Source organism: Streptomyces sp. NPDC006197, from assembly GCF_040613865.1.
Lineage (GTDB): Bacteria > Actinomycetota > Actinomycetes > Streptomycetales > Streptomycetaceae > Streptomyces.
In genome coordinates this window covers 1-12,190 of the sequence record NZ_JBEXSZ010000030.1, presented here as the reverse complement: position 1 = coordinate 12,190, position 12,190 = coordinate 1, and the positions used below count along the sequence as shown (strand labels likewise).

The following is a 12,190-nucleotide window of genomic DNA, read 5'->3' as shown; positions in this document are numbered from 1 at the left end:
AAGCTACGTTGCATTCACATTGACGTCAATGAGTTGACCGCGTAACCCCAGGTGAATAGCGGTAAATTGATGCAATGACGCTGAAGCTGAATGCAACGATGCGTTGCAATGAATGATGGCGGAAGCGTGCTCGGGGCATGCCGGGAGGACGGATGGCCCAGGAGGACCGCGAACACAGCGCGGCCGGACCCGCCGCCGGAGCGGACCGCTGATCGTCGAGGAATTCTTCGGAAGATTATGGAGAAGTTCTGGTGGTCGCGTGACTTTTCCGTCGGGGGTTCGCCGCCCGCAGCCCACCGAACACGTATGCGCATCCTTCGAACTCATTGGTAACACGCCTCTGAGCTGGGCGAACGCGTTCACGGAGTGGCCCATCGCGCATATCCGCTCCTTCAGACGGCCGATGTATGGTCAGGCCGCCCTCGTACGGGTGGGCGTGAGGGCGAGGCAATTCGAGGCGAGGCACACCGATGGGAACTCCGACCACTCCGTCGTCCGACGGGGCAGGTGAAGGCGGGGGTTGGTTCACACGCAGGCCGGCTCAGGCACCTGACGCGTTTTCTGCTCCCCAGGTGCCCCAGGCATCCCAGGCACCTCACGCGCCTCACAGCCCCTACACAACCCAGGGGCCCCACGCGCCGGCCGGCACGGCCGGGACCGGCCCGTCGGACGAGTCGGACGCGGCCCTCCTGCGCCGCACCATGGCCGAGATCGAGCCGATCGCCGACCAGGTCACCTCGTACTTCTACGCCCTGCTCTTCCTCCACCACCCCGAGCTGCGGGAGCTCTTCCCCGCGGCGATGAACACCCAGCGGGACCGCCTCTTCAAGGCACTGCTCACCGCCGCGACCCACGCGGACGACCCCGCCACCCTGACCACGTACCTCACCCACCTCGGCCGCGGGCACCGGAAGTACGGCACCCGCCCCGAGCACTACCCGGCCGTCGGTGAGGCCCTGATCGGCGCCCTCACCCGTCACGCCTCCGCCGTCTGGGGGCCGAGGACCGAGGCCGCGTGGGTGGCCGCCTACACCACGATCTCGCAGATCATGATCGACGCGGCGACCGAGGACGAACTCCGTTCGCCCGCCTGGTGGCAGGCCGAGGTGGTCGCCCACGAGATGCGGACCCCGGACATCGCGGTCGTCACGGTCCGGCCCGACCAGCCGTACCCCTTCCTCGCCGGGCAGTACACCTCCCTGGAGACCCCGTGGTGGCCGCGCGTCTGGCGGCACTACTCCTTCGCCTCCGCGCCCCGCGCCGACGGGCTGCTCTCCTTCCACGTCAAGGCCGTCCCGGCGGGCTGGGTCTCCACCGCCCTCGTGCGCCGCGCCCGTCCCGGCGACGTCATCCGGCTCGGTCCCCCCGCCGGCTCCATGACCGTGGACCACAGCACCGACAACGGGCTGCTGTGCCTCGGCGGCGGCACCGGCATCGCACCCATCAAGGCCCTCGTGGAGGACGTCGCCCGGCACGGCAGGCGTCGCACCGTCGACGTCTTCTACGGTGCCCGCGAGAACCACGGCCTGTACGACATCGAGACGATGCTCCGGCTCCGGCAGTCGCACTCCTGGCTCTCGGTCCGACCCGTCCTGGACGACGGCCCCGGCGGCCTGCCCTCCGGCGGACTGCCCGACGCCATCCGTGAGCACGGCCCGTGGTACACCCACGACGCCTATCTGTCCGGCCCGCCCGGAATGATCCGCCGCGGTGTCGAGGCCCTGGTGGGTGTCGGCATCCCCACCCACCGCATACGACACGACTCCCTAGAGGAACTGGCCGGGGCAACGACGTGAGCACTTTCCAGCAGGACCCGAGCACCTTCGAACAGACCGAGCGGCGGACGGCAGCCCTGCGCACCACCCGCCCGGGCAGCGACGGCGAACACCTCGTCCAGCGGCGCCTGGGCACCACCGAACGCGCCGACCGGTTCTACGCCGAACAGGTCCTCGATCGGCTGAACCCCCGGATGCGCGAGTTCACGGCACGACAGGAGATGTTCTTCCTGGCCACCGCCGACCGCCACGGAGCCTGCGACAGCACCTTCCGAGCCGGCCCGCCCGGCTTCCTCCACGTCCTCGACGAGACGACACTCGCCTACCCCGAGTACCGGGGCAACGGCGTCCACGCCAGCCTCGGCAACATCGAGGAGAACCCGCACGTCGGCGTCCTGATGGTGGACTTCCTCCGCGACCGCATCGGCCTCCACGTCAACGGCCGGGCCAGGGTCGTCGCCGACGACGAGATGCGCCGCGCCCATCCCGACGCCGCACTCACCGTCGACCCGGTACCCGGCCGGCGGGCCCTGATGTGGGTCGAGATCGCCGTCGACGAGGCGTACATCCACTGCGCCAAGCACATTCCCCACCTCCAGAAGGCCCCCGCCCGCGGCAGCGGCCGGTCCTGGGGCACGGACGACGTCAAGCGCAAGGGCGGCGACTTCTTCGGCGCGGCCGTCGACGCCCCGGAGCGCGGCCCGTTCGTGCCGCCGCCCCGCGCCGACCGGGCGACCTGGCGCGCGGCGGCCGAGACGGTACTGGAGAAGGCCGATTCCGCGGCGGGGGCACGGGCGTTCAGCGGCTGGTTCAGTCGCGGCACCGGCCCGCGCTGAGCCGCTCAGGCGAAGGCGGCAGAACCGTACGGAGGCTCCTGTCACGGCCGTGATCCCGATGATCAACGCTTGCGGGAGGGGCCGGGAACGCGATTCTCGGTCAGTGCCGGCCGGCCGGGGCTTGCCATGCGCGCAGTCACCGTTCAGTATGGTTACGTGAATCATGCATTTCCCTGCGGGACGCTCTGCCTGGACTTCGTCGGCACCCTGCGGGCGCGCCGCAATGCCGCGCCCCTGGAGAAGCTGGCCACGCCCGGTCTCCTGGACGACTGGTTCGTGGAGTCGGGGATGGTGGACCTGGCGCCCGGTGCGGGTGAGGCGGATGTGGTGATCGCCGTGCAGTTGCGCGAGGCGGTCTACGACCTGGTGGCCGCTCGCCTCGATGCGCGGCCACTGCCGACGGAAGCGGTCGCGGAGGTGAACCTGCACGCCTCCGGTCTGCCGGTGACGCTGCGGCTGGGGCCCGATGGGGTCATGCGGACGGGGTCGGTCGCGCAGGGGCTGGCGACGCTGGCCCGCGAGGCGGTCCGGCTCCTGGGCGGCGACGAAGCCACCCTGCTGAGGGAGTGCGCCCGCCCGGAGTGCACGCAGGTCTACCTCGACCGCTCGCGGGGCCACCGCCGGGAATGGTGCGCGATGAAGACCTGTGGCAACCGGGTCAAGGCCGCCAACTACCGGGCGCGTCAGCAGGCCGCCCAGGCCTGACCGCTCCGGCCCCGACCCGGCGGCACCTTCCATTGCGTCACCTGTTTGACCGGTGATGAGCTTCTGTGTCAGTCTGGAGCGTGTCCACCCTTCGGTGATACGACACACCCGAGGCCGACCGGCCGGCCCGAGAGGGCGGCCCGAGGCGACGCGACAAGCGAAGAGGACGGTGACGGGCGATGACCGGCAGCGAGGAGAGGGCCGTACTGGCGGGCGGCTGCTTCTGGGGCATGCAGGAACTCATCCGCGCGCAGCCGGGTGTGCTGGCGACGCGGGTGGGATACAGCGGCGGCGACCTGGCCCACCCCACGTACCGCCGTCACGAGGGGCACGCGGAGGCCGTCGAGATCATCTTCGACGGTACGGTGACCGACTACCGGACCCTGCTGGAGTTCTTCTTCCAGATCCACGACCCGAGCACGAAGAACCGCCAGGGCAACGACATCGGGGACAGCTACCGCTCCGCCGTGTTCTACCTGGACGACGAGCAGCGGCGCGTGGCCGAGGACACCATCGCCGACGTCGACGCCTCGGGCCTGTGGCCGGGCCCCGTGGTCACCGAGGTCACCCCCGCGGGCCCGTTCTGGGAGGCCGAGCCCGAGCACCAGGACTACCTGCAGCGCTACCCGGACGGGTACACCTGCCACTTCCCGCGCCCCGGCTGGCGACTGCCCAGGCGAGAAGGGTCCTGACCCGGTCGACGGGGCAGGGAGGCGCCACGGGTGCGGAGGTCGGCTTGTGACCCGCGCCCGGGAGCGCCGCCCTGCCCCGTCGCCGTCCCGAGGGCGATCGTGCCCGCAGGCCCGCCCTGACCGTCAGGCGGTCGCCACGCCGCTGCGGCGGTGCGGATGGGCCGGGTACACACCGAGGACGCGTACCTCGGTGGAGAAGAAACGCAGCTCGTGCAGGGCCAGCGCCACCTGCGGTTCGTCCGGGTGCCCCTCGATCTCCACGTAGAACCGGCTCGGGCTGAGCCCGGCGCCCCTCTGGTAGCTCTCGATCTTGGTGAGGTTGACCGCGCTGCTGGCGAAGCCGCCCAGAGCCTTGTAGAGGGCGCTCGGGATGTTCCGTACGGCGAAGAACAGGCTCGTCATCGTCGGCCCCTCGCCGACGGGCGCGAACGCGGGCTCGCGGGAGAGCACGACGAACCGCGTCGTATTGTCCGGATCGTCCTCGACCTCCGGGCGGAGGACCTCCAGACCGTAGTGCCGGGCCGCGGCGGGCGGGGCCAGCGCCGCATGCCGTACGTCGCCGAGCTCCGCCACCTCACGGGCGGCCCCCGCCGTGTCGTCACTGACGAGCGTGCGCCAGCCGCCCTCCCGCAGCACCTTCCGGCACTGCCCCAGCGCGTGCACATGGCTGCGTACGCACTCGATGTCGTCCAGCGTGGCTCCGGGGACGCCCATCAGGTCGAAGCGGATGGCGAGGAAGTGCTCGCCGGTCACGAAGAGCCCCGACTCCGGCAGCAGGTGGTGCACGTCCGCGACCCGACCGGCGGCGGAGTTGTCCACCGGAATCACCGCCAGGTCGGCGGTGCCGAGCGTCACGGCGTCCAGGGCCTGCTCGAAGCCGGTGCAGGGCAGCTCCGTGATGCCGGGAAACAGGTGCTGCGTGGCTGCCGCCGAATTGGAACCCGGTTCACCCTGATATGCGGCGATCATTGCCTTGTAACACCTTTCATCATGTGAGGCGGCCGGACTCGGCGACCGGCAGAAGAGCCACCGTAGACCTCGGGCGGTGGACGACCGTGGTCCTGTCCACCACCAGAGACGCCGAGAAGTGCGCCGCCGGCCCGAAGGAGCTCCGCACCGAGCTCCCACCACTCACCTCGTTGCCGACTGATGAGCGCTCCAGGAGGGAAGGAGACCCCGAAGCCGTGCGATCTGCGCGCAGATCCCGTACGTCTCGCATATCTCGTACATCTCGACGAAGTGAGGGATTCCAGTGGCCGTTCTCGGGGACTCTGTCGAATCGATGGAGCAACTGGCGGTGGCCTGGCGGGCCATGGTGCTCGACCGGGACAAGGACGCGGACGTCCGTGACCTTCCGGGCATCGCCGTCCGCTGGGCCGACTGTCGGTTCGCCTTCTGGAACTGCGTCACCCTGACCGATGTCGGCGTCGACGCCGGGCTTCTGGAGCAGCGTCTGCACGAGGCGGCGGAGGTCATGCGCGCGAAGAGGCAGCCGGGCTTCCTGTGGGTCTTCGAGGACCTGATCGAGGACGACGCGCGCGCGGGCCTGGACGCGGCGGCCGAGCGAGCGGGCCTTGTGCACGCCTTCCCCGGCACGGGCATGGCGGGGGACCTGCTGCCCCTGCCGGAGCCGGTCCATCCGGATCTGACGTTCGTGCGGGTGACGACCGACGAACAGCTTCAGGCGTACGCGGACCTCAACTCCCGCGCGTACGGCTTCCCCTTGGAGGACGGCAGGGACGGCCTCGCCGGCTCCGCGCTGTGGAAGGACCAGGTCCATGCCTACCTGGGCATGCGCGACGGAGTCCCGGTGACCTGCGCCGCGACGGTGGAGGCGGACGGCCGTCTCTTCGTCGTACTGGTCGCCACGGACCCTGACTGGGAGCGTCGCGGATACGGGGAGGCGGTGACGAGGAAGGCGCTGTACGAGGGGGCCCGCGCCACCGGCCTGACCCGCGCCACCCTGCACGCGACCGTCGCCGGGGCACCCGTGTACCCGCGCATCGGCTTCGAACCGAACTCGCCGATGCGCTTCTTCGCCCTCAAGGGCTGACCGGCCGCCACCGGTCGGAGGCGCGCCACGCGTTGCCGAACGCCGCCCGCTCCGGACGCCGCCGCTGCCGTTCGGCCGGCCGGTTTCAGCGGCGCGCCTCCGGCCGTCCGACGAACCGCCGACGAAGGGGCGTCCGCTTCAGCCGTGTGCCGCGTGGGCGGCTCACTGGGCCGCGAGTGCGCGGCGGCCGGATTCTTCGAGGGTGTACATCACGGATCGCTGCTGTTTGTGACGCCGGATGTGCCCCTTGGCCACGAGCGACTCCAGGGTGTTGCGCACGACCTGCGGAGTGGGGTTGCGGTCCGGGTGCTTCTCCAGCAGCTCGTCCCGCAGTTCCTTCGCACGGCGCGGCTCGTCGCCACCGGCGAGCAGGGACATCAGGAGGTCTCCGAGCAGGGGCTGCCGCGACTTCCCCTTCGCGACTGCCCTCGCGGGCTTTCCCGTCCGTGCCGCCCGCCGCGCGGGAGCACCGGTGGATGACGAGGCGGGTGCCTTGCGTGACGTGGTCCCGGTGGTCACGGGATCTTCCTGAGCCTGCTCGGGCAGAGGCGAGGGTTCCGCCAAACTCTCGTACCGTTCGGCGAGTTTGAGGATGTCGACGAGGAGAGCTTCCTCCTGCTTCAGCATCCTGACCTTCTCGGCCAGCTCCTGCTGGCGTCGACGGTTCTCCTTCAGATCCGACGCGGCCTGATCGACGAGCCGCGTTCGGAGCGTGGCGGCTGGCTGGCTGGTCACAACCGTTCACTCCCTAACACATGGATGTAGCTGCGCATGCTACCCAGGCGGGGGCGGCCGTGCAGAAAGCCCGGGTGATGTCGTACGACCTCGGTGCTCGCCCCGGTCATGGCTCCCCTTCCCTGCTGAGTAACCGTCTTGACCGGTGATGCAGGCTCATGTCAGTCTCTTCTCGCGCACGCTGTGCGGAAACATGTCAACGCAAGAGGAACCGCTTCGTGCGGTGACGCACTTCTGGTGGAGGAAACATGAGACGACGACTTCTGACCGCCGTCGCGGCGGGGATGCCGCTGGCCGCGGCGGTGTCCCCGCCGACCGCATGGGCGGGTGCCGGGATCTCCGCCCAGCCGCTCAGCTGCTCGACCGTCACCGTGCAGGCCCCCGCGGGCACCGCGGTGGAGAACGTCGTGGCGGTCGCCCGTCCGGCCGGGACCGTCGACGTGCCGGCGATCCCGCCTCTCCCCGCCTCGCAGATCACCGACGTGCCGGCCTCCTGCGATCTGACGGTCACGCTCACCCACCCGGGCGAGGGCGACCACACCAAGGTGAAGATCTGGCTTCCCCAGGACAGTTGGAACGGCCGCCTGCAGACGGTCGGCGGAAGCGCCTTCGCCGCCGGCGACTACGGCACCGCGCTGGCGGGCGCCGTCAAGAACGGCTACGCCGCCGCCACCACCGACGCCGGCGTCAAGACCTACCTCGACACCAGCTGGGCCCTGGACGCCAAGGGCCAGGTCGACACCACGCTGCTGAAGAACTTCGCCTCCCGCTCCGAGCACGAGACGGCCGTCGTCGCCAAGCAGGTCATCGGCGACTACTACGGCAGGGCGGCCTCCTACGCGTACTTCAACGGCTGCTCCACCGGCGGCCGCCAGGGCTACGCGGAAGCCCAGCGCCACCCCGACGACTACGACGGCATCCTCGCCAACGCGCCGGCCGTCAACTGGGACGAGTTCGAGGTCGCCACGCTGTGGCCGCAGGTGGTGATGAACAACGAGAAGACCTACCCCAGCGGGTGTGAGTTCGACGCCTTCAACACCGCCGCCGTCAAGGCCTGCGACCCCCTCGACGGCGTCGAGGACGGCCTGGTCGAGAACCCGGCCCACTGCGACTTCGACCCCCGCCGGCTCATCGGCACCAAGGTCGTGTGCGAGGGCAGGGAGCTGACCGTCAGCGCGGCCGACGCGGCCGTGGTCCGCAAGGTCTGGGACGGCCCGCGCACCACCTCGGGCAAGAAGCTGTGGTCCGGCGTCCCGATCGGCGCCGACCTGAAGTTCCCGTACCTGGCGGGCACGCTGCCGGACGCGAACGGCGACCTCAAGGGCGCTCCGTTCCCCGTCCCGTCCGCCTGGGTCGCCACCTGGCTGAAGAAGCAGCCCTCCTTCGACGTCTCGACGATCACCTACAGCCGGTTCACCGAACTGTTCCGGCAGTCCCAGGCCGAGTACGACCGGGTCATCGGCACCGACGACCCGGACCTGACCGCCTTCCGCAAGTCCGGCGGCAAGCTCCTGACCTGGCACGGACAGCAGGACCAGCTCATCCCGACCCAGGGCACGGTGACCTACCGCCGGCAGGTCGAGCGGAAGATGGGCGGCGCCCGGCGGGTCGACGACTTCTACCGTCTCTTCCTCGCGCCCGGTGCGGCCCACTGCGCCCTGACGGGGCAGACCGACGACCTCGGAGCCCTGCGGGCCTGGGTCGAGCAGGGCAGGGCGCCCAGCACCCTGACCGCCACGCTCACGAACTCCTCCGGTGAGCAGGTCACCCGCGATCTGTGCGCCTACCCGAAGGTGTCCCGCTACCGGGGCCACGGCGACCCGGCCGCCGCCGACAGCTTCCGGTGCGTGTCACCGGCCCGGCACTGACCTGCTGAAACGCCCCTCAGTCGCTGAGGTGGGCCGACCGCCGTGAGACGGACACCAGGATGCCCGGTACGCAGGCCGCGACCGCGACGGGCATCGCCGGTGTCAGAACTTCCCGCGCGGGATGGCACGTCGCCTCCCCTTGCAGCAGCACCACGTCGAAAGCCGGCGGGTTCGCGGCGCGCATGGGGCGCAGGTCCTGGGCCCGGAGGCGGACCGTCGCCCAGGCGCGCCGCGAACCGGCGCGGGCGGTGGGGGAGAGGCCGGCCGACGGGGGAGGGGGCGGCCGGCCCGGTTCCGCTAGAAGTGGTCCACGTCGACGACGGCCTGCGCGAACGCCGTCGGCGCCTCCTGCGGCACGTTGTGTCCGACGGACAGCGCGCGGTGCTCGTACGGGCCGGTGAACTTGCCGCGGTAGGAGGAGCCGTCACCGGGCGGTGCGGTGAAGGGGTCGAGCAGGGGGTCGATGGTGAGGGTGGGCACCCCGATGAGCGGGGCTGTGGCGAGCAGGTCCTCGTAGCGGTCGTAGCGGCGCTCGCCCTCGGCGAGACCCAGTCGCCAGCGGTAGTTGTGGATGACGATCGCGGCATAGTCGGGGTTCCGGAAGGCCGCCGCGGTGCGCTCGAAGGTGGCGTCGTCGAAGTTCCAGGTCGGCGAGACCAGGTCCCAGACGAGCCGGGTCAGGTCGTGGCGGAGGTCTTCGCGCTCCATGGCCTTCTTGCCGCGCTCGGTCGCGAAGTAGTACTGGTACCACCACGTGTGCTCGGCGGCCGGTGAGATCGGCTCCAGTTGCATGGCGCGGTTGGTGACGAGGTAGCCGCTGACCGAGACCAGCGCCTTGACCCGCTCCGGCCACAGGGCCGCGAGGATGTCGCCCGTCCGCGAACCCCAGTCGAAGCCTGCGATCACGGCCTTGTGGATCCTGAGGGCGTCCATGAGCGCGATGACGTCCAGTGCGATCGCCGACTGCTGCGCGTTGCGGAACGTTCGGGAGGAGAGGAAGCGCGTCGTGCCGTGGCCGCGGAGGTAGGGCACGATCACGCGGTAGCCCTGGTCCGCCAGCAGGGGAGCGACGTCGACGTAACTGTGGATGTCGTACGGCCAGCCGTGCAGGCAGATGACCGCGGGCCCGTGGGCGGGACCCAGTTCGGCGTAGCCGACGTCCAGCAGACCGGCCTTCACCTGCTTGAGGACGGGGAAGGAGGCGTGCGTGCCCGAAGTGGCCGCCGGTACGGCGGGTGCTTCGTCGTCGTGGCTCGGGGCGGCGGCGTTCGCCACGCCCTGGAGGCCGGCCAGCGAAGCGGCGGCCGTTCCCGTACCGAGCCCCAAGACCTTGCTGAAGGTACGCCTGTTGATCATGTGAAACCCTCCGTGCGCTGTGGCTCGCTCCCTGCCCGGCGCAGGGGGCGGTCGGACCGGGGGCCGGCGCACGCCCTCACTCTTCTCCGCGCAGCCCGTCCGCACATCAGTGCGTGTGACGGCCTTGCGCGACGCGTGTGCCGTACCCCTGGTAAGTAACCGGATAAGGCGGTTACTTCCTTGTCGTGAAGGTATCACCTGTCGAAGCGGTTATGAATCCAGGAAGTGCCCGTTTCTCAAGCCGCATCACCGTCTTGACAGGTTACGGTGCGGCTGACAAGTTAGTCACCGTGCAAACCGGTGACGGCGCATCACGTGCCCGCCGATCCACTGTCGAAAGGATCTGTCGTGACGAACCTCAAGGGCGTAGGTGGGAAGCGGATGGCGACCGGGGTCGCAGCCGCAGTCCTCGCGGCGGCCGCGTTCGGGGCTCTCGCCCTGGCCGGCACCGCCAGCGCCGGCGCCCCCGGTGAGGTCGCCGCCGTCGCCGCCGAGGGCGGCAAGCACGGATCCAGGCCCACCGTCGTCCTGGAGCACGGCGCGTTCGCGGACTCCTCCAGCTGGAACGGCGTCATCTCCAGGCTGCGCGCCGACGGTTACCCCGTCGTGGCCGCCGCCAACCCGCTGCGCGGCCCCCACGGCGACGCCACCGCTCTGCGGGGTCTGCTCGACCACGTCAAGGGGCCGAAGATCCTCGTCGGTCACTCGTACGGCGGTTCCGTGATCAGCGAGGCCGCCGCCGACCGTACCGACGTCAAGGCCCTCGTCTACGTGGCGGCGTTCCTCCCCGCCCCCGGCGAGACCGCGCTGGAGCTGACCGGCAAGTACCCCGGCTCCACCCTCCCCGGCGCCCTCGACCCGGTCCCCGTGACCAACCCCGACGGCGCCACGGGAACCGACCTCTACATCCGGCAGGACGAGTTCCCCCACCAGTTCGCGGCGGACGTCCCTCGCGCCGAGGCCGCCCTCGCCGCCGCCGGCCAGCGCCCCATCGCCCAGGCCGCGCTGGAGGAGAAGGCCACCGCGGCCGCCTGGAAGACCATCCCCAGCTGGGCCGTCGTCACCACCCAGGACCTGAACATCCCGGCCGCCGCGCAGCGCTTCATGGCCGAGCGGGCCGGCGCCCACGTCACGGAGGTCGCGGCCTCGCACTCCGTCGCCGTCTCCCGGCCCGGCGTCGTCGCCCGCGTCATCGAGAACGCCGCACGCGCCACCCGCTGACCTCCCGCCCCCGCACCTCCGGAAGAGAGAGCACCGCCATGGACCTGAAGCTCGAAGTCGTCGTCATCCCCGTCTCGGACGTCGACAAGGCCAAGGAGTTCTATATCGACACGCTCGGATTCCGCGCCGACGCCGACTTCCCCATCCACGACGGCTACCGCATCGTCCAGGTCACGCCCCCCGGCTCCGCCTGCTCGGTCATCTTCGGCGAGGGGCTGACCACCGCGCCGGCCGGTTCGGCCCAGGGGCTGCACCTGATCGTGACCGACATCGAGCAGGCGGTGGAGGAACTGACCGGGCGCGGCATCGACGTCGACGGCCCGTTCCACGACGCCACCGGAGCCTTCCACCACGCCGGCGGGACCCACCGGGTGCCCGGCCCGGCCCCGGAGCGTCGCAGCTACGGCACCTTCGCCGCCTTCACCGACCCCGACGGCAACGAGTGGTTCCTCCAGGAGGTCACCGTCCGCGCCCCTGGACGCTGACCCTCGCGCGTCACGCCCTTCGGCGTCCCGTGACGACCTCTCTCGCGGGCGCGTCTCGCGTAACCATCTTGACTGGTTACGCGAGGAGGGGCATAGTGATGGTTGTTCGGACAGTGAGCAGAACGTGATCCATGAGCGACGAAGTGGAGACCGGCCATGAACAGGGAACTCACGGTGGACCCCGCGGCGGTGGCGCGGCACGAGCGGTTCGGCAAGCTCCCCGAGCGCGTCCCTCTCGAGAGCATGATCGAGGAGAAGCAGGCCGAGCCGAACGCAGGGGTGACCGCGGAGTACAACCCCGAAGGCGCGTGGAACTTCTACTCCTGCCTCGCTCTGGACCTGGGGCTGTAGTCGGTCGCGCGGGCGACGCGTTCTTACGACGCACATGCGTTTCCCGCGCGGCGAACACCGCGTCCCGGTCGTCGCCGATGGTGGTGAAGTACTCCTCGGCCACGTCGCCGGAC

General features: G+C 70.5%; 13 protein-coding genes. 9 read left to right on the top strand and 4 right to left on the bottom strand.

Annotation, left to right across the window (positions count from 1 at the left end):
- Window positions 1-470: 470 nt before the first annotated feature.
- The 4 genes from ABZ318_RS12475 to msrA all read left to right on the top strand — a co-directional run bounded on the left by ABZ318_RS12475 (window position 471) and on the right by msrA (window position 4,008).
- The gene (locus tag ABZ318_RS12475) at window positions 471-1,796 is read left to right on the top strand and encodes a globin domain-containing protein (RefSeq protein ID WP_356902429.1); all 1,326 of its coding nucleotides are present in this window, start codon (window positions 471-473) and stop codon (window positions 1,794-1,796) included.
- On the top strand, window positions 1,793-2,611 hold the full coding sequence (locus ABZ318_RS12470) for a pyridoxamine 5'-phosphate oxidase family protein (RefSeq protein WP_356902428.1): 819 nt from the start codon (window positions 1,793-1,795) through the stop codon (window positions 2,609-2,611). Before ABZ318_RS12475 ends, ABZ318_RS12470 begins: the two co-directional genes overlap by 4 nt.
- A gap of 156 nt (window positions 2,612-2,767) precedes the next feature.
- Window positions 2,768-3,316 carry an ABATE domain-containing protein gene (locus tag ABZ318_RS12465; RefSeq protein ID WP_356902426.1) on the top strand — a complete coding sequence of 183 codons (549 nt, stop codon included), beginning with the start codon at window positions 2,768-2,770 and terminating at the stop codon, window positions 3,314-3,316.
- Window positions 3,317-3,495: 179 nt separating this feature from the next.
- Window positions 3,496-4,008, top strand: coding sequence for a peptide-methionine (S)-S-oxide reductase MsrA (gene msrA / locus ABZ318_RS12460; protein ID WP_356902425.1), 513 nt, complete (start codon window positions 3,496-3,498; stop codon window positions 4,006-4,008).
- A gap of 123 nt (window positions 4,009-4,131) precedes the next feature.
- Here the strand turns inward: msrA and ABZ318_RS12455 are convergent, their stop codons facing one another.
- The gene (locus ABZ318_RS12455; protein ID WP_356902424.1) at window positions 4,132-4,977 is read right to left on the bottom strand and encodes a prephenate dehydratase; all 846 of its coding nucleotides are present in this window, start codon (window positions 4,975-4,977) and stop codon (window positions 4,132-4,134) included.
- Between the two features lie 283 nt (window positions 4,978-5,260).
- Here ABZ318_RS12455 and ABZ318_RS12450 point away from each other — a divergent pair, with 283 nt between their 5' ends.
- Window positions 5,261-6,061: a GNAT family N-acetyltransferase gene (locus tag ABZ318_RS12450; protein WP_356902423.1), complete on the top strand. Its 801-nt coding sequence runs from the start codon at window positions 5,261-5,263 to the stop codon at window positions 6,059-6,061.
- Window positions 6,062-6,223: 162 nt separating this feature from the next.
- On the opposite strand, the gene ABZ318_RS12445 is transcribed toward ABZ318_RS12450, so the two are convergent.
- A complete protein-coding gene (locus ABZ318_RS12445; protein WP_356902422.1) occupies window positions 6,224-6,796 on the bottom strand; it encodes a hypothetical protein in 573 nt (190 codons plus the stop codon).
- A 248-nt stretch (window positions 6,797-7,044) separates the two neighbouring features.
- Between ABZ318_RS12445 and ABZ318_RS12440 the strand changes: the two genes are divergently transcribed.
- The gene (locus ABZ318_RS12440) at window positions 7,045-8,664 is read left to right on the top strand and encodes a DUF6351 family protein (protein ID WP_356902421.1); all 1,620 of its coding nucleotides are present in this window, start codon (window positions 7,045-7,047) and stop codon (window positions 8,662-8,664) included.
- A gap of 16 nt (window positions 8,665-8,680) precedes the next feature.
- Here ABZ318_RS12440 and ABZ318_RS12435 read toward each other — a convergent pair whose 3' ends face one another.
- Complete coding sequence (locus tag ABZ318_RS12435) at window positions 8,681-8,848, bottom strand: hypothetical protein (RefSeq protein WP_356902420.1); 168 nt, start codon at window positions 8,846-8,848, stop codon at window positions 8,681-8,683.
- Window positions 8,849-8,961: 113 nt separating this feature from the next.
- Window positions 8,962-10,020 carry an alpha/beta hydrolase gene (locus tag ABZ318_RS12430; protein ID WP_356902419.1) on the bottom strand — a complete coding sequence of 353 codons (1,059 nt, stop codon included), beginning with the start codon at window positions 10,018-10,020 and terminating at the stop codon, window positions 8,962-8,964.
- A gap of 348 nt (window positions 10,021-10,368) precedes the next feature.
- Between ABZ318_RS12430 and ABZ318_RS12425 the strand changes: the two genes are divergently transcribed.
- The 3 genes from ABZ318_RS12425 (at window position 10,369) to ABZ318_RS12415 (ending at window position 12,077) form a co-directional block, all read left to right on the top strand.
- Window positions 10,369-11,241 (top strand): alpha/beta hydrolase, encoded by an 873-nt coding sequence (locus tag ABZ318_RS12425; protein ID WP_356902418.1) that lies wholly within the window; start codon window positions 10,369-10,371, stop codon window positions 11,239-11,241.
- 38 nt (window positions 11,242-11,279) lie between these two features.
- Entirely contained in the window at window positions 11,280-11,726 is a 447-nt protein-coding gene (locus ABZ318_RS12420) for a VOC family protein (protein ID WP_356902417.1), read from the top strand.
- Window positions 11,727-11,882: 156 nt separating this feature from the next.
- The gene (locus ABZ318_RS12415; protein ID WP_356902416.1) at window positions 11,883-12,077 is read left to right on the top strand and encodes a hypothetical protein; all 195 of its coding nucleotides are present in this window, start codon (window positions 11,883-11,885) and stop codon (window positions 12,075-12,077) included.
- The last annotated feature ends 113 nt before the right edge of the window (window positions 12,078-12,190 follow it).